The 21453-nt window shown below is 57.7% G+C and carries 1 protein-coding gene; it reads left to right on the top strand.

Features of this window, described 5'->3' with window-relative positions:
* Nucleotides 1-100 precede the first annotated feature (100 nt).
* Nucleotides 101-21397, top strand: coding sequence for an Ig-like domain-containing protein (locus N7386_RS01985; RefSeq protein WP_279766887.1), 21297 nt, complete (start codon nt 101-103; stop codon nt 21395-21397).
* The last annotated feature ends 56 nt before the right edge of the window (nt 21398-21453 follow it).

Below are 21453 nucleotides of genomic sequence, written 5' to 3'. Positions count from 1 at the left end.
CGCGGCCAAGCTAAAATTTAGCCACTTGTATCACAATTCAGCATATTTGTTGAATTTGTGCATCTTCGGATTAACACACTTTGGCTGTTGGGAGCTAATTATGGGATCGATCATTACAACAAAGAAAGGTTTGCTGAAACTTGTTAAAGGGCAAATCGAAGTCGAGGTTAATGGTTCAAATCAACCCGCTAAGGATGGCGAACAACTCCCAAAGGGTGCAGTTCTCCATATCGGCGAAAACGCGACTTATGAAATCACTTTCGATGATGGCACCAAGCTGTCTAATGAAATAGAAGTCAATCCAGCATCTGCTGCGGTTGTTGCCCCAGTAACAGGTGAAGCCACACCTGATGAAATTCAAGCATTACAAGATCTTATTGCTTCAGGTGAAGACCCAACTAAAAATTTACCTGAAACCGCAGCAGGGAATGCACCAGCCAGTGATGGTAACTCTGGCTATGTTAGCCTTGCTCGTGATGGTTCAGAAGCTCTCGCCACATCAGGTTATAGCACTTCTGGACAAACACTAGCCGCATTTGCACCCGACTCTCCCGAACAGTCAATTGCCACAGACTCCCCATCCTTGCTCGTTAACGACAGCATTACCGTAGATGAAGACTCCGCTGCCACCGGTAACGTCCTTAGCAATGACAGTGATATTGACAGTACCTTGTCTGTTGTCAGCTTCACCGTAAACGGCAATACCGTGACTGCGGGCACCACTGTTGCCTTAGAAGGCGGCAGTTTAATCATCAACGCCGACGGCTCTTACACCTTCACGCCCAACGCCAACTGGAATGGCACAGTACCGGTGATTACTTACACCACCAACACTGGTGCAACCGCCACCTTAACCATTAATGTCACCCCAGTGGATGATCCATCAGTCTTGGTTAACGATACCAATACCGTTGCTGAAGATTCCGTTGCCACCGGTAACGTCCTTAGCAATGACAGTGATATTGACAGCACCTTGTCTGTTGTCAGCTTCACCGTAAACGGCAATACCGTGACTGCGGGCACCACTGTTGCCTTAGAAGGCGGCAGTTTAATCATCAACGCCGACGGCTCTTACACCTTCACGCCCAACGCCAACTGGAATGGACAAGTACCAGTCATCACCTACACCACCAACACTGGATCAACCGCCACCTTAACCATTAATGTCACCCCTGTGGATGACCCATCAGTCTTGGTTAACGATACCAATACCGTTGCTGAAGATTCCGTTGCCACCGGTAACGTCCTTAGCAATGACAGTGATATTGATAATACCTTGTCTGTTGTCAGCTTCACCGTAAACGGCAATACCGTGACTGCGGGCACCACTGTTGCCTTAGAAGGTGGCAGTTTAATCATCAACGCCGACGGCTCTTACACCTTCACGCCAAACGCCAACTGGAATGGCACAGTACCGGTGATTACTTACACCACCAACACTGGTGCAACCGCCACCTTAACCATTAATGTCACCCCAGTGGATGACCCATCAGTTCTTGCCAACGACACAAATACTGTCGATGAAAATACGGTAGCAACTGGTAACGTGCTAGATAACGATAGCGATGTGGACAATGAACTGTCCGTGACCAGCTTTACAGTCAACGGTCAAACGGTTGCAGCAGGCACCACAGTTACTTTAGAAGGCGGTAGCTTAGTCATCAATGCCGACGGCTCCTACACATTTACGCCTAACGAATTCTGGAATGGCCAAGTACCCGTCATTACTTACACCACCAATACTGGCTCAACCGCAACATTAACGATTAATATCACTCCGGTTGCAAATGGCGGTCCTAGTGTCACTATCACTACAGACACTAACAATGACGGCTTCATCAGTAATGAAGAACTTGGTGGAGCAACCGAAGTAAACGTCACTATTGGCTTGGAGGGTACTGGCGCGAATGCGGGAGATACGCTCACAGTTAATGGTGTTGATTACATCCTAACGCAGGAAGACATAGATAATGGATTTGTTAATCTAACGCTTCCAGCTCCTGATGAAGGTGAAACAATCACTGTCGTTGCAACCATAACTGATGCAGCAGGCAATACCTCACCAGAAGGCAGTGATTCCGCAGTTCTGGATACTACAGGTCCAGTGATCACTGTGAGTGCACCCGATGACACGCAAGATACAACGCCCACTATCACTGGTACAACCGATGCTCCTCCAGGTAGTACTATCACTATCGTTGTTACCGACAGTACGGGAGCACAACAAACTCTTACAACTACGGTTAACCCAGATGGAACTTATGCAGTTGATGTGACCAATCCTATCGCTGAAGGTGGCTACACTGCAGATGCTTCAGTCACAGATCCTGCAGGTAACACAGGAAAAGCCAGCGATAACGGCAGCGTCGACACCAAGATTGACCAAGACGGTGACGGTAACACCGTGGCCATCACCGCCATCACCCAAGACACCGGCAGCTCCAGCAGTGACTTTATCACCAACGACAACACTCTGATTTTCAAAGGTACTGTCGATTTAGGTGACAACAGCACCTTAGCCGTCACCATCAATGGTGTGGTTTACACCACCGCCAACGGCTTAGTGATTGATGCGCAAGGTAACTGGAGCGTCGACCTGACCGGTACTGTGCTGCCTGACGGCACTTACCCCGTCAGCGCCACCGTCACCGACGTGGCCGGCAACAGCAAAACTGTTACCCAAGATGTGGTGATTGACACCAAGATTGACCAAGACGGTGACGGTAACACCGTGGCCATCACCGCCATCACCCAAGACACCGGCAGCTCCAGCAGTGACTTTATCACCAACGACAACACTCTGATTTTCAAAGGTACTGTCGATTTAGGTGACAACAGCACCTTAGCCGTCACCATCAATGGTGTGGTTTACACCACCGCCAACGGCTTAGTGATTGATGCGCAAGGTAACTGGAGCGTCGACCTGACCGGTACTGTGCTGCCTGACGGCACCTACCCTGTCAGCGCCACCGTCACCGACGTGGCCGGCAACAGCAAAACCGTTACCCAAGATGTGGTGATTGACACCAAGATTGACCAAGACGGTGACGGTAACACCGTGGCCATCACCGCCATCACCCAAGACACTGGCAGCTCCAGCAGTGACTTTATCACCAACGACAACACTCTGATTTTCAAAGGTACCGTCGATTTAGGTGACAACAGCACCTTAGCCGTCACCATTAATGGTGTGGTTTACACCACCGCCAACGGCTTAGTGATTGATGCGCAAGGTAACTGGAGCGTCGACCTGACCGGTACTGTGCTGCCTGACGGCATTTACCCTGTCAGCGCCACCGTCACCGACGTGGCCGGCAACAGCAAAACCGTTACCCAAGATGTGGTGATTGACACCAAGATTGACCAAGACGGCGACGGTAACACCGTGGCCATCACCGCCATCACCCAAGACACCGGCAGCTCCAGCAGTGACTTTATCACCAACGACAACACCCTGATTTTCAAAGGTACTGTCGATTTAGGTGACAACAGCACCTTAGCCGTCACCATCAATGGTGTGGTTTACACCACCGCCAACGGCTTAGTGATTGATGCGCAAGGTAACTGGAGCGTCGACCTGACCGGTACTGTGCTGCCTGACGGCACCTACCCTGTCAGCGCCACCGTCACCGACGTGGCCGGCAACAGCAAAACCGTTACCCAAGATGTGGTGATTGACACCAAGATTGACCAAGACGGTGACGGTAACACCGTGGCCATCACCGCCATCACCCAAGACACTGGCAGCTCCAGCAGTGACTTTATCACCAACGACAACACTCTGATTTTCAAAGGTACCGTCGATTTAGGTGACAACAGCACCTTAGCCGTCACCATTAATGGTGTGGTTTACACCACCGCCAACGGCTTAGTGATTGATGCGCAAGGTAACTGGAGTGTCGACCTGACCGGTACTGTGCTGCCTGACGGCATTTACCCTGTCAGCGCCACCGTCACCGACGTGGCCGGCAACAGCAAAACCGTTACCCAAGATGTGGTGATTGACACCAAGATTGACCAAGACGGCGACGGTAACACCGTGGCCATCACCGCCATCACCCAAGACACCGGCAGCTCCAGCAGTGACTTTATCACCAACGACAACACCCTGATTTTCAAAGGTACTGTCGATTTAGGTGACAACAGCACCTTAGCCGTCACCATCAATGGTGTGGTTTACACCACCGCCAACGGCTTAGTGATTGATGCGCAAGGTAACTGGAGCGTCGACCTGACCGGTACTGTGCTGCCTGACGGCACTTACCCCGTCAGCGCCACCGTCACCGACGTGGCCGGCAACAGCAAAACTGTTACCCAAGATGTGGTGATTGACACCAAGATTGACCAAGACGGTGACGGTAACACCGTGGCCATCACCGCCATCACCCAAGACACTGGCAGCTCCAGCAGTGACTTTATCACCAACGACAACACTCTGATTTTCAAAGGTACCGTCGATTTAGGTGACAACAGCACCTTAGCCGTCACCATCAATGGTGTGGTTTACACCACCGCCAACGGCTTAGTGATTGATGCGCAAGGTAACTGGAGCGTCGACCTGACCGGTACTGTGCTGCCTGACGGCACTTACCCCGTCAGCGCCACCGTCACCGACGTCGCCGGCAACAGCAAAACTGTTACCCAAGATGTGGTGATTGACACCAAGATTGACCAAGACGGCGACGGTAACACCGTGGCCATCACCGCCATCACCCAAGACACCGGCAGCTCCAGCAGTGACTTTATCACCAACGACAACACTCTGATTTTCAAAGGTACCGTCGATTTAGGTGACAACAGCACCTTAGCCGTCACCATTAATGGTGTGGTTTACACCACCGCCAACGGCTTAGTGATTGATGCGCAAGGTAACTGGAGCGTCGACCTGACCGGTACTGTGCTGCCTGACGGCATTTACCCTGTCAGCGCCACCGTCACCGACGTGGCCGGCAACAGCAAAACCGTTACCCAAGATGTGGTGATTGACACCAAGATTGACCAAGACGGCGACGGTAACACCGTGGCCATCACCGCCATCACCCAAGACACCGGCAGCTCCAGCAGTGACTTTATCACCAACGACAACACTCTGATTTTCAAAGGTACCGTCGATTTAGGTGACAACAGCACCTTAGCCGTCACCATTAATGGTGTGGTTTACACCACCGCCAACGGCTTAGTGATTGATGCGCAAGGTAACTGGAGTGTCGACCTGACCGGTACTGTGCTGCCTGACGGCATTTACCCTGTCAGCGCCACCGTCACCGACGTGGCCGGCAACAGCAAAACCGTTACCCAAGATGTGGTGATTGATACCACTGCGCCCAGCGCCACCATCACGGTGGACAACATCACCAGCGATGACATCCTCAATGCCCAGGAGGCGGCAGGCGATGTCACTGTCACCGGTACCGTGGGTGGCGATGCCGCCATCGGTGATACCGTGACCATGGTGATCAACGGCACGACATACACCACCCAGGTCATTGCCCTGGTGGGTGGCGGTTTGGGCTTTAGCGTCAGCGTGGCGGGCAGCGACCTGGCTGTGGACACCGAGTTCACCGCCACCGTCACCGGCAGTGATGATGCGGGTAACCCCTTTAGCGCCAGCACCACCTCGACCCACACGGTTGACACCAGCGCCAGCGCCACCATCACGGTGGACAACATCACCAGCGATGACATCCTCAATGCCCAGGAGGCGGCAGGCGATGTCACTGTCACCGGTACCGTGGGTGGCGATGCCGCCATCGGTGATACCGTGACCATGGTGATCAACGGCACGACATACACCACCCAGGTCATTGCCCTGGTGGGTGGCGGTTTGGGCTTTAGCGTCAGCGTGGCGGGCAGCGACCTGGCTGTGGACACCGAGTTCACCGCCACCGTCACCGGCAGTGATGATGCGGGTAACCCCTTTAGCGCCAGCACCACCTCGACCCACACGGTTGACACCAGCGCCAGCGCCACCATCACGGTGGACAACATCACCAGCGATGACATCCTCAATGCCCAGGAGGCGGCAGGCGATGTCACTGTCACCGGTACCGTGGGTGGCGATGCCGCCATCGGTGATACCGTGACCATGGTGATCAACGGCACGACATACACCACCCAGGTCATTGCCCTGGTGGGTGGCGGTTTGGGCTTTAGCGTCAGCGTGGCGGGCAGCGACCTGGCTGTGGACACCGAGTTCACCGCCACCGTCACCGGCAGTGATGATGCGGGTAACCCCTTTAGCGCCAGCACCACCTCGACCCACACGGTTGACACCAGCGCCAGCGCCACCATCACGGTGGACAACATCACCAGCGATGACATCCTCAATGCCCAGGAGGCGGCAGGCGATGTCACTGTCACCGGTACCGTGGGTGGCGATGCCGCCATCGGTGATACCGTGACCATGGTGATCAACGGCACGACATACACCACCCAGGTCATTGCCCTGGTGGGTGGCGGTTTGGGCTTTAGCGTCAGCGTGGCGGGCAGCGACCTGGCTGTGGACACCGAGTTCACCGCCACCGTCACCGGCAGTGATGATGCGGGTAACCCCTTTAGCGCCAGCACCACCTCGACCCACACGGTTGACACCAGCGCCAGCGCCACCATCACGGTGGACAACATCACCAGCGATGACATCCTCAATGCCCAGGAGGCGGCAGGCGATGTCACTGTCACCGGTACCGTGGGTGGCGATGCCGCCATCGGTGATACCGTGACCATGGTGATCAACGGCACGACATACACCACCCAGGTCATTGCCCTGGTGGGTGGCGGTTTGGGCTTTAGCGTCAGCGTGGCGGGCAGCGACCTGGCTGTGGACACCGAGTTCACCGCCACCGTCACCGGCAGTGATGATGCGGGTAACCCCTTTAGCGCCAGCACCACCTCGACCCACACGGTTGACACCAGCGCCAGCGCCACCATCACGGTGGACAACATCACCAGCGATGACATCCTCAATGCCCAGGAGGCGGCAGGCGATGTCACTGTCACCGGTACCGTGGGTGGCGATGCCGCCATCGGTGATACCGTGACCATGGTGATCAACGGCACGACATACACCACCCAGGTCATTGCCCTGGTGGGTGGCGGTTTGGGCTTTAGCGTCAGCGTGGCGGGCAGCGACCTGGCTGTGGACACCGAGTTCACCGCCACCGTCACCGGCAGTGATGATGCGGGTAACCCCTTTAGCGCCAGCACCACCTCGACCCACACGGTTGACACCAGCGCCAGCGCCACCATCACGGTGGACAACATCACCAGCGATGACATCCTCAATGCCCAGGAGGCGGCAGGCGATGTCACTGTCACCGGTACCGTGGGTGGCGATGCCGCCATCGGTGATACCGTGACCATGGTGATCAACGGCACGACATACACCACCCAGGTCATTGCCCTGGTGGGTGGCGGTTTGGGCTTTAGCGTCAGCGTGGCGGGCAGCGACCTGGCTGTGGACACCGAGTTCACCGCCACCGTCACCGGCAGTGATGATGCGGGTAACCCCTTTAGCGCCAGCACCACCTCGACCCACACGGTTGACACCAGCGCCAGCGCCACCATCACGGTGGACAACATCACCAGCGATGACATCCTCAATGCCCAGGAGGCGGCAGGCGATGTCACTGTCACCGGTACCGTGGGTGGCGATGCCGCCATCGGTGATACCGTGACCATGGTGATCAACGGCACGACATACACCACCCAGGTCATTGCCCTGGTGGGTGGCGGTTTGGGCTTTAGCGTCAGCGTGGCGGGCAGCGACCTGGCTGTGGACACCGAGTTCACCGCCACCGTCACCGGCAGTGATGATGCGGGTAACCCCTTTAGCGCCAGCACCACCTCGACCCACACGGTTGACACCAGCGCCAGCGCCACCATCACGGTGGACAACATCACCAGCGATGACATCCTCAATGCCCAGGAGGCGGCAGGCGATGTCACTGTCACCGGTACCGTGGGTGGCGATGCCGCCATCGGTGATACCGTGACCATGGTGATCAACGGCACGACATACACCACCCAGGTCATTGCCCTGGTGGGTGGCGGTTTGGGCTTTAGCGTCAGCGTGGCGGGCAGCGACCTGGCTGTGGACACCGAGTTCACCGCCACCGTCACCGGCAGTGATGATGCGGGTAACCCCTTTAGCGCCAGCACCACCTCGACCCACACGGTTGACACCAGCGCCAGCGCCACCATCACGGTGGACAACATCACCAGCGATGACATCCTCAATGCCCAGGAGGCGGCAGGCGATGTCACTGTCACCGGTACCGTGGGTGGCGATGCCGCCATCGGTGATACCGTGACCATGGTGATCAACGGCACGACATACACCACCCAGGTCATTGCCCTGGTGGGTGGCGGTTTGGGCTTTAGCGTCAGCGTGGCGGGCAGCGACCTGGCTGTGGACACCGAGTTCACCGCCACCGTCACCGGCAGTGATGATGCGGGTAACCCCTTTAGCGCCAGCACCACCTCGACCCACACGGTTGACACCAGCGCCAGCGCCACCATCACGGTGGACAACATCACCAGCGATGACATCCTCAATGCCCAGGAGGCGGCAGGCGATGTCACTGTCACCGGTACCGTGGGTGGCGATGCCGCCATCGGTGATACCGTGACCATGGTGATCAACGGCACGACATACACCACCCAGGTCATTGCCCTGGTGGGTGGCGGTTTGGGCTTTAGCGTCAGCGTGGCGGGCAGCGACCTGGCTGTGGACACCGAGTTCACCGCCACCGTCACCGGCAGTGATGATGCGGGTAACCCCTTTAGCGCCAGCACCACCTCGACCCACACGGTTGACACCAGCGCCAGCGCCACCATCACGGTGGACAACATCACCAGCGATGACATCCTCAATGCCCAGGAGGCGGCAGGCGATGTCACTGTCACCGGTACCGTGGGTGGCGATGCCGCCATCGGTGATACCGTGACCATGGTGATCAACGGCACGACATACACCACCCAGGTCATTGCCCTGGTGGGTGGCGGTTTGGGCTTTAGCGTCAGCGTGGCGGGCAGCGACCTGGCTGTGGACACCGAGTTCACCGCCACCGTCACCGGCAGTGATGATGCGGGTAACCCCTTTAGCGCCAGCACCACCTCGACCCACACGGTTGACACCAGCGCCAGCGCCACCATCACGGTGGACAACATCACCAGCGATGACATCCTCAATGCCCAGGAGGCGGCAGGCGATGTCACTGTCACCGGTACCGTGGGTGGCGATGCCGCCATCGGTGATACCGTGACCATGGTGATCAACGGCACGACATACACCACCCAGGTCATTGCCCTGGTGGGTGGCGGTTTGGGCTTTAGCGTCAGCGTGGCGGGCAGCGACCTGGCTGTGGACACCGAGTTCACCGCCACCGTCACCGGCAGTGATGATGCGGGTAACCCCTTTAGCGCCAGCACCACCTCGACCCACACGGTTGACACCAGCGCCAGCGCCACCATCACGGTGGACAACATCACCAGCGATGACATCCTCAATGCCCAGGAGGCGGCAGGCGATGTCACTGTCACCGGTACCGTGGGTGGCGATGCCGCCATCGGTGATACCGTGACCATGGTGATCAACGGCACGACATACACCACCCAGGTCATTGCCCTGGTGGGTGGCGGTTTGGGCTTTAGCGTCAGCGTGGCGGGCAGCGACCTGGCTGTGGACACCGAGTTCACCGCCACCGTCACCGGCAGTGATGATGCGGGTAACCCCTTTAGCGCCAGCACCACCTCGACCCACACGGTTGACACCAGCGCCAGCGCCACCATCACGGTGGACAACATCACCAGCGATGACATCCTCAATGCCCAGGAGGCGGCAGGCGATGTCACTGTCACCGGTACCGTGGGTGGCGATGCCGCCATCGGTGATACCGTGACCATGGTGATCAACGGCACGACATACACCACCCAGGTCATTGCCCTGGTGGGTGGCGGTTTGGGCTTTAGCGTCAGCGTGGCGGGCAGCGACCTGGCTGTGGACACCGAGTTCACCGCCACCGTCACCGGCAGTGATGATGCGGGTAACCCCTTTAGCGCCAGCACCACCTCGACCCACACGGTTGACACCAGCGCCAGCGCCACCATCACGGTGGACAACATCACCAGCGATGACATCCTCAATGCCCAGGAGGCGGCAGGCGATGTCACTGTCACCGGTACCGTGGGTGGCGATGCCGCCATCGGTGATACCGTGACCATGGTGATCAACGGCACGACATACACCACCCAGGTCATTGCCCTGGTGGGTGGCGGTTTGGGCTTTAGCGTCAGCGTGGCGGGCAGCGACCTGGCTGTGGACACCGAGTTCACCGCCACCGTCACCGGCAGTGATGATGCGGGTAACCCCTTTAGCGCCAGCACCACCTCGACCCACACGGTTGACACCAGCGCCAGCGCCACCATCACGGTGGACAACATCACCAGCGATGACATCCTCAATGCCCAGGAGGCGGCAGGCGATGTCACTGTCACCGGTACCGTGGGTGGCGATGCCGCCATCGGTGATACCGTGACCATGGTGATCAACGGCACGACATACACCACCCAGGTCATTGCCCTGGTGGGTGGCGGTTTGGGCTTTAGCGTCAGCGTGGCGGGCAGCGACCTGGCTGTGGACACCGAGTTCACCGCCACCGTCACCGGCAGTGATGATGCGGGTAACCCCTTTAGCGCCAGCACCACCTCGACCCACACGGTTGACACCAGCGCCAGCGCCACCATCACGGTGGACAACATCACCAGCGATGACATCCTCAATGCCCAGGAGGCGGCAGGCGATGTCACTGTCACCGGTACCGTGGGTGGCGATGCCGCCATCGGTGATACCGTGACCATGGTGATCAACGGCACGACATACACCACCCAGGTCATTGCCCTGGTGGGTGGCGGTTTGGGCTTTAGCGTCAGCGTGGCGGGCAGCGACCTGGCTGTGGACACCGAGTTCACCGCCACCGTCACCGGCAGTGATGATGCGGGTAACCCCTTTAGCGCCAGCACCACCTCGACCCACACGGTTGACACCAGCGCCAGCGCCACCATCACGGTGGACAACATCACCAGCGATGACATCCTCAATGCCCAGGAGGCGGCAGGCGATGTCACTGTCACCGGTACCGTGGGTGGCGATGCCGCCATCGGTGATACCGTGACCATGGTGATCAACGGCACGACATACACCACCCAGGTCATTGCCCTGGTGGGTGGCGGTTTGGGCTTTAGCGTCAGCGTGGCGGGCAGCGACCTGGCTGTGGACACCGAGTTCACCGCCACCGTCACCGGCAGTGATGATGCGGGTAACCCCTTTAGCGCCAGCACCACCTCGACCCACACGGTTGACACCAGCGCCAGCGCCACCATCACGGTGGACAACATCACCAGCGATGACATCCTCAATGCCCAGGAGGCGGCAGGCGATGTCACTGTCACCGGTACCGTGGGTGGCGATGCCGCCATCGGTGATACCGTGACCATGGTGATCAACGGCACGACATACACCACCCAGGTCATTGCCCTGGTGGGTGGCGGTTTGGGCTTTAGCGTCAGCGTGGCGGGCAGCGACCTGGCTGTGGACACCGAGTTCACCGCCACCGTCACCGGCAGTGATGATGCGGGTAACCCCTTTAGCGCCAGCACCACCTCGACCCACACGGTTGACACCAGCGCCAGCGCCACCATCACGGTGGACAACATCACCAGCGATGACATCCTCAATGCCCAGGAGGCGGCAGGCGATGTCACTGTCACCGGTACCGTGGGTGGCGATGCCGCCATCGGTGATACCGTGACCATGGTGATCAACGGCACGACATACACCACCCAGGTCATTGCCCTGGTGGGTGGCGGTTTGGGCTTTAGCGTCAGCGTGGCGGGCAGCGACCTGGCTGTGGACACCGAGTTCACCGCCACCGTCACCGGCAGTGATGATGCGGGTAACCCCTTTAGCGCCAGCACCACCTCGACCCACACGGTTGACACCAGCGCCAGCGCCACCATCACGGTGGACAACATCACCAGCGATGACATCCTCAATGCCCAGGAGGCGGCAGGCGATGTCACTGTCACCGGTACCGTGGGTGGCGATGCCGCCATCGGTGATACCGTGACCATGGTGATCAACGGCACGACATACACCACCCAGGTCATTGCCCTGGTGGGTGGCGGTTTGGGCTTTAGCGTCAGCGTGGCGGGCAGCGACCTGGCTGTGGACACCGAGTTCACCGCCACCGTCACCGGCAGTGATGATGCGGGTAACCCCTTTAGCGCCAGCACCACCTCGACCCACACGGTTGACACCAGCGCCAGCGCCACCATCACGGTGGACAACATCACCAGCGATGACATCCTCAATGCCCAGGAGGCGGCAGGCGATGTCACTGTCACCGGTACCGTGGGTGGCGATGCCGCCATCGGTGATACCGTGACCATGGTGATCAACGGCACGACATACACCACCCAGGTCATTGCCCTGGTGGGTGGCGGTTTGGGCTTTAGCGTCAGCGTGGCGGGCAGCGACCTGGCTGTGGACACCGAGTTCACCGCCACCGTCACCGGCAGTGATGATGCGGGTAACCCCTTTAGCGCCAGCACCACCTCGACCCACACGGTTGACACCAGCGCCAGCGCCACCATCACGGTGGACAACATCACCAGCGATGACATCCTCAATGCCCAGGAGGCGGCAGGCGATGTCACTGTCACCGGTACCGTGGGTGGCGATGCCGCCATCGGTGATACCGTGACCATGGTGATCAACGGCACGACATACACCACCCAGGTCATTGCCCTGGTGGGTGGCGGTTTGGGCTTTAGCGTCAGCGTGGCGGGCAGCGACCTGGCTGTGGACACCGAGTTCACCGCCACCGTCACCGGCAGTGATGATGCGGGTAACCCCTTTAGCGCCAGCACCACCTCGACCCACACGGTTGACACCAGCGCCAGCGCCACCATCACGGTGGACAACATCACCAGCGATGACATCCTCAATGCCCAGGAGGCGGCAGGCGATGTCACTGTCACCGGTACCGTGGGTGGCGATGCCGCCATCGGTGATACCGTGACCATGGTGATCAACGGCACGACATACACCACCCAGGTCATTGCCCTGGTGGGTGGCGGTTTGGGCTTTAGCGTCAGCGTGGCGGGCAGCGACCTGGCTGTGGACACCGAGTTCACCGCCACCGTCACCGGCAGTGATGATGCGGGTAACCCCTTTAGCGCCAGCACCACCTCGACCCACACGGTTGACACCAGCGCCAGCGCCACCATCACGGTGGACAACATCACCAGCGATGACATCCTCAATGCCCAGGAGGCGGCAGGCGATGTCACTGTCACCGGTACCGTGGGTGGCGATGCCGCCATCGGTGATACCGTGACCATGGTGATCAACGGCACGACATACACCACCCAGGTCATTGCCCTGGTGGGTGGCGGTTTGGGCTTTAGCGTCAGCGTGGCGGGCAGCGACCTGGCTGTGGACACCGAGTTCACCGCCACCGTCACCGGCAGTGATGATGCGGGTAACCCCTTTAGCGCCAGCACCACCTCGACCCACACGGTTGACACCAGCGCCAGCGCCACCATCACGGTGGACAACATCACCAGCGATGACATCCTCAATGCCCAGGAGGCGGCAGGCGATGTCACTGTCACCGGTACCGTGGGTGGCGATGCCGCCATCGGTGATACCGTGACCATGGTGATCAACGGCACGACATACACCACCCAGGTCATTGCCCTGGTGGGTGGCGGTTTGGGCTTTAGCGTCAGCGTGGCGGGCAGCGACCTGGCTGTGGACACCGAGTTCACCGCCACCGTCACCGGCAGTGATGATGCGGGTAACCCCTTTAGCGCCAGCACCACCTCGACCCACACGGTTGACACCAGCGCCAGCGCCACCATCACGGTGGACAACATCACCAGCGATGACATCCTCAATGCCCAGGAGGCGGCAGGCGATGTCACTGTCACCGGTACCGTGGGTGGCGATGCCGCCATCGGTGATACCGTGACCATGGTGATCAACGGCACGACATACACCACCCAGGTCATTGCCCTGGTGGGTGGCGGTTTGGGCTTTAGCGTCAGCGTGGCGGGCAGCGACCTGGCTGTGGACACCGAGTTCACCGCCACCGTCACCGGCAGTGATGATGCGGGTAACCCCTTTAGCGCCAGCACCACCTCGACCCACACGGTTGACACCAGCGCCAGCGCCACCATCACGGTGGACAACATCACCAGCGATGACATCCTCAATGCCCAGGAGGCGGCAGGCGATGTCACTGTCACCGGTACCGTGGGTGGCGATGCCGCCATCGGTGATACCGTGACCATGGTGATCAACGGCACGACATACACCACCCAGGTCATTGCCCTGGTGGGTGGCGGTTTGGGCTTTAGCGTCAGCGTGGCGGGCAGCGACCTGGCTGTGGACACCGAGTTCACCGCCACCGTCACCGGCAGTGATGATGCGGGTAACCCCTTTAGCGCCAGCACCACCTCGACCCACACGGTTGACACCAGCGCCAGCGCCACCATCACGGTGGACAACATCACCAGCGATGACATCCTCAATGCCCAGGAGGCGGCAGGCGATGTCACTGTCACCGGTACCGTGGGTGGCGATGCCGCCATCGGTGATACCGTGACCATGGTGATCAACGGCACGACATACACCACCCAGGTCATTGCCCTGGTGGGTGGCGGTTTGGGCTTTAGCGTCAGCGTGGCGGGCAGCGACCTGGCTGTGGACACCGAGTTCACCGCCACCGTCACCGGCAGTGATGATGCGGGTAACCCCTTTAGCGCCAGCACCACCTCGACCCACACGGTTGACACCAGCGCCAGCGCCACCATCACGGTGGACAACATCACCAGCGATGACATCCTCAATGCCCAGGAGGCGGCAGGCGATGTCACTGTCACCGGTACCGTGGGTGGCGATGCCGCCATCGGTGATACCGTGACCATGGTGATCAACGGCACGACATACACCACCCAGGTCATTGCCCTGGTGGGTGGCGGTTTGGGCTTTAGCGTCAGCGTGGCGGGCAGCGACCTGGCTGTGGACACCGAGTTCACCGCCACCGTCACCGGCAGTGATGATGCGGGTAACCCCTTTAGCGCCAGCACCACCTCGACCCACACGGTTGACACCAGCGCCAGCGCCACCATCACGGTGGACAACATCACCAGCGATGACATCCTCAATGCCCAGGAGGCGGCAGGCGATGTCACTGTCACCGGTACCGTGGGTGGCGATGCCGCCATCGGTGATACCGTGACCATGGTGATCAACGGCACGACATACACCACCCAGGTCATTGCCCTGGTGGGTGGCGGTTTGGGCTTTAGCGTCAGCGTGGCGGGCAGCGACCTGGCTGTGGACACCGAGTTCACCGCCACCGTCACCGGCAGTGATGATGCGGGTAACCCCTTTAGCGCCAGCACCACCTCGACCCACACGGTTGACACCAGCGCCAGCGCCACCATCACGGTGGACAACATCACCAGCGATGACATCCTCAATGCCCAGGAGGCGGCAGGCGATGTCACTGTCACCGGTACCGTGGGTGGCGATGCCGCCATCGGTGATACCGTGACCATGGTGATCAACGGCACGACATACACCACCCAGGTCATTGCCCTGGTGGGTGGCGGTTTGGGCTTTAGCGTCAGCGTGGCGGGCAGCGACCTGGCTGTGGACACCGAGTTCACCGCCACCGTCACCGGCAGTGATGATGCGGGTAACCCCTTTAGCGCCAGCACCACCTCGACCCACACGGTTGACACCAGCGCCAGCGCCACCATCACGGTGGACAACATCACCAGCGATGACATCCTCAATGCCCAGGAGGCGGCAGGCGATGTCACTGTCACCGGTACCGTGGGTGGCGATGCCGCCATCGGTGATACCGTGACCATGGTGATCAACGGCACGACATACACCACCCAGGTCATTGCCCTGGTGGGTGGCGGTTTGGGCTTTAGCGTCAGCGTGGCGGGCAGCGACCTGGCTGTGGACACCGAGTTCACCGCCACCGTCACCGGCAGTGATGATGCGGGTAACCCCTTTAGCGCCAGCACCACCTCGACCCACACGGTTGACACCAGCGCCAGCGCCACCATCACGGTGGACAACATCACCAGCGATGACATCCTCAATGCCCAGGAGGCGGCAGGCGATGTCACTGTCACCGGTACCGTGGGTGGCGATGCCGCCATCGGTGATACCGTGACCATGGTGATCAACGGCACGACATACACCACCCAGGTCATTGCCCTGGTGGGTGGCGGTTTGGGCTTTAGCGTCAGCGTGGCGGGCAGCGACCTGGCTGTGGACACCGAGTTCACCGCCACCGTCACCGGCAGTGATGATGCGGGTAACCCCTTTAGCGCCAGCACCACCTCGACCCACACGGTTGACACCAGCGCCAGCGCCACCATCACGGTGGACAACATCACCAGCGATGACATCCTCAATGCCCAGGAGGCGGCAGGCGATGTCACTGTCACCGGTACCGTGGGTGGCGATGCCGCCATCGGTGATACCGTGACCATGGTGATCAACGGCACGACATACACCACCCAGGTCATTGCCCTGGTGGGTGGCGGTTTGGGCTTTAGCGTCAGCGTGGCGGGCAGCGACCTGGCTGTGGACACCGAGTTCACCGCCACCGTCACCGGCAGTGATGATGCGGGTAACCCCTTTAGCGCCAGCACCACCTCGACCCACACGGTTGACACCAGCGCCAGCGCCACCATCACGGTGGACAACATCACCAGCGATGACATCCTCAATGCCCAGGAGGCGGCAGGCGATGTCACTGTCACCGGTACCGTGGGTGGCGATGCCGCCATCGGTGATACCGTGACCATGGTGATCAACGGCACGACATACACCACCCAGGTCATTGCCCTGGTGGGTGGCGGTTTGGGCTTTAGCGTCAGCGTGGCGGGCAGCGACCTGGCTGTGGACACCGAGTTCACCGCCACCGTCACCGGCAGTGATGATGCGGGTAACCCCTTTAGCGCCAGCACCACCTCGACCCACACGGTTGACACCAGCGCCAGCGCCACCATCACGGTGGACAACATCACCAGCGATGACATCCTCAATGCCCAGGAGGCGGCAGGCGATGTCACTGTCACCGGTACCGTGGGTGGCGATGCCGCCATCGGTGATACCGTGACCATGGTGATCAACGGCACGACATACACCACCCAGGTCATTGCCCTGGTGGGTGGCGGTTTGGGCTTTAGCGTCAGCGTGGCGGGCAGCGACCTGGCTGTGGACACCGAGTTCACCGCCACCGTCACCGGCAGTGATGATGCGGGTAACCCCTTTAGCGCCAGCACCACCTCGACCCACACGGTTGACACCAGCGCCAGCGCCACCATCACGGTGGACAACATCACCAGCGATGACATCCTCAATGCCCAGGAGGCGGCAGGCGATGTCACTGTCACCGGTACCGTGGGTGGCGATGCCGCCATCGGTGATACCGTGACCATGGTGATCAACGGCACGACATACACCACCCAGGTCATTGCCCTGGTGGGTGGCGGTTTGGGCTTTAGCGTCAGCGTGGCGGGCAGCGACCTGGCTGTGGACACCGAGTTCACCGCCACCGTCACCGGCAGTGATGATGCGGGTAACCCCTTTAGCGCCAGCACCACCTCGACCCACACGGTTGACACCAGCGCCAGCGCCACCATCACGGTGGACAACATCACCAGCGATGACATCCTCAATGCCCAGGAGGCGGCAGGCGATGTCACTGTCACCGGTACCGTGGGTGGCGATGCCGCCATCGGTGATACCGTGACCATGGTGATCAACGGCACGACATACACCACCCAGGTCATTGCCCTGGTGGGTGGCGGTTTGGGCTTTAGCGTCAGCGTGGCGGGCAGCGACCTGGCTGTGGACACCGAGTTCACCGCCACCGTCACCGGCAGTGATGATGCGGGTAACCCATTTAGCGCCAGCACCACCTCGACCCACACCGTCGATAACAGCGCACCCACTGCACCGACCGTATTAATTGTCGATGACGCTAATCCAGATGATGGCCTGCTGACGCAAGGCGAAATCGACGGAAATGGTGCAGGTGTACAGTTGACCGTGAGCATCGATGCCGAGGACTTCAGTGCTGGCGGTCACGTGAACCTGACTATCGTCAATGCTGGCGTGACCACCAATGTGGAATTAAAGCTGGTGAATGGCGAGCTGCAGTTTGCCAATGGCAATCCTGCGACTGGCTACAGCTACAACGCCACCACGGGCGTGATCAGCTGGACGGAAACGCGTCCGGCGGACGGTGCACTGCTGAAGGTGGAAGCAACCCAAACCGACAAGGCAGGTAACACCTCAGACAAGGGCAGCGACCAAGCGACTGTCATTTATACGAGTGACGATAGCTTTACCAAGCAAGAAGATCAGTTAGTAACAGGTCAACTTTTGACTAACGACCATTCAAGTAATACAAGTATCGTCAGCTTTACCGTCATGTATAACGGCACACTAACAAGCTTCAATGCAGGTCAAACTGTGGCCCTTTCCATAGGTAGCTTGCTAATACAAGCTAATGGAGAGTTCAAATTTATACCTAATCAACACTGGTCAGGCGATGTGTCCACTGTTACGTACACGACTAATACGGGAGATACGGCAACACTCAATATTACAGTACAACCAGTTGCCGATAAGCCATTGGTTGACGTGATACTGACCGCTAATGGCACACCACTTTACAGTGGTTTCATCAGCTCAGGAATTACAACTGAACAGTTCCGCAATGGCGATTTTACTCACCAACCATTCAATACTGGAGCTAAACAAACAGATGCTTCCAGTGGCCAAGATACAGTATATGGTTCGAATGGAAACGATCACATAGTTAGCACGAATGGCGGTGGAGATCACTTGCTTGGTTATGCTGGCAATGATGTGCTAGTCGGCGGAGATGCTATTCAAGGTGATACAATTAATGGCGGTATTGGGAATGATATCTTAGTTGCAGGACTTGGCCAAGATAGCTTATATGGTGGCGAAGGGAATGATATTGCCGTCCTTATGGGCAATCGCGCTGATTATATCATCACGAAAGACTATAGATATTCACAGTGGGACAACTGGTTCAACTTCACAACAATTGAGCACGGACAAACAATAACAAAAGCACTGCACGATATCGAATATATCCAATTTGATGACGGCATTTATGAATTGGACAAGAACACTGGTGAGCTCGTCATGGTTCAGCCAACCTATGTTGACTACCCAGTTGAAATCCATGCATCTCTAACTGATCGTGACGGCAGCGAATTGCTCGACTCCATTGAATTGAGTGGTTTGCCTGCTGGCACACAAGTGTTCTACAACGGACAACTACTCGGTGTAGCTGACAATGATGGCAAGCTACTGCTAGATTACGACGGCCCTGATGGCTGGACTGGTGGCAATCTCTGGGCTGAAAATGCACTGGACGCTACGTTGACTGGAGTCACAATTCGCGTTCCAGGAACAAGTGCAGGTCAGGTTGACTTGGTAGTTGAAGCGGTTGCCAGAGAGAAAGGGACCGATCTCACTAATTCTGCAACGGGTGAAGATACCATCCGTCTTGATTACTTCAAGGGCACAGAAGGTGAGCCAGGAGACCAAAATGTCAATTTTGGCAGCGAACACAATATTGTTGTGGGAGACCTTGACGGTAGCATTGTTCTGCCAGGTCAAAACTACAATATTGCCTTTATGGTCGATAGCTCAGGCAGTATTAACGCTGATACGCTAGAGACGATGAAATTGCAGTTGGCTCAGGTATTGGAAACCCTCAAAGACAGTGCAAGCGGCCAACAAAGTGGTACGGTGAAAATTTTCTTGGTTGATTTTGATACTCACGCCAAGGGCAGCATCAGTGTAGATCTTAGTGACCCCAATGCATTAGATATTCTTCAAGATGCCTTAGATGATATGAGCAGCGGCGGCGGCACCAACTATGAGGATGTATTCACAACTACGGCCAACTGGTTCGCCAATGGTGATGCCCAAAATAATAGTGGGGCGACTAATCTTGCCTTCTTTATTACCGACGGCAAACCAACCTACTACAATGCTGTTCCTGGTGGTAACCCACTGGTATACGACACTTGGGGGAGCAATAATGATCGTAGCTTGTCACAACTCATCGGCAGTGGCTACGTATTCGGCCAAGTCTATACAGTTAACGGACATGTGGTGATTGACGAAAATGGTAATGTTTTCAGCGTAGACGTCTTCAACAGCGTGAGCCGGAGCCCTGTTGGAGCAATGCGACCCGATGCCCAAGGTAACTATCAGTACTATGCTTTAGCTGGTAATGGTAGAGACTCCAGCGCGGATACTATATCAAATTCCCAAGCAGGCTTTGCATTGCTCTCAAGCCTAGGCGTCACGGTTCAAGCCATCGGCATGGGTTCGAACATCGATGAGGATGACCTATTACCTTATGACTCTGATGATAATGTTCAAACGAATGTTGATGCTGATGATCTAGCCGATGCAATTCTTGGCGACCAAGTTAACGCCATACCAGGCGCAGATCGTTTTGATGGTGGTGCTGGAGATGATGTCATCTTTGGTGATGCGATACACTTTACTGGCATTAGTGGCCAAGGCTTCGCCGCTATTAAAGCCTACGTTGCCGATAAGCTAGGTATAGCTGATGCTAGTGATGCCCAAGTTCACAGATACATCAGTGAACATAGTGACGAGTTTGACCAATCTGGTGCAAACGACAAAGCAGACATCATTTTGGGTGGTGCTGGTAATGACATTCTATTCGGTCAGGGCGGCAATGATTATTTGGATGGAGGTGCTGGTAAAGATACTCTCTATGGTGGCAATGGTAACGATACTTTGATTGGCGGTGCAGGTAACGATACTCTGATCGGTGGCTTAGGTGATGACGTTCTGCGTGGTGATAGCGGTAATGATACCTTCCTGTGGCGTTATGCAGATGCCGACCAAGGTACAGACCACATCATGGACTTTAATGTGAGAGAAGATAAGCTGGATCTTAGCGACCTACTCCAAGGAGAAACCGCTAATACTCTAGAAAGCTATCTGAACTTTAGCTTAGATAACAATGGTTCAACTGTCATTGATATCGATGCGAACAAGGATGGCGTCTTCGATCAACATATCGTACTGGATGGAGTGAATCTGTTTAGCCAATATAGTGCTACCGACAATGCAGGCGTCATCAATGGACTACTGGGTACTAATGGTAACGGCCCTCTGATCATCGATGCGGCGCCAGTCACACCTGATGCACCACAAGGTGTTACATCATTAATAGACCCTCATAACAACAACGGTACTATCATTCCTTAGGAAATCAGTTCATATGGCCTATAGAAATATAGGCCATCATGACCCATACTTCTGAT

The sequence above is a fragment of the Shewanella sp. GD04112 genome, from assembly GCF_029835735.1.
Classification (GTDB): Bacteria; Pseudomonadota; Gammaproteobacteria; order Enterobacterales; family Shewanellaceae; genus Shewanella.
Note: the sequence above shows the minus strand (reverse complement) of the source record. Positions and strands in the feature narration are given on the sequence as shown.

What these genes read in the sequence shown, in the direction of transcription:
- N7386_RS01985 (WP_279766887.1), top strand. Translation starts at nt 101, where the DNA reads ATGGGATCGATCATTACAACAAAGAAAGGTTTGCTGAAACTTGTTAAA.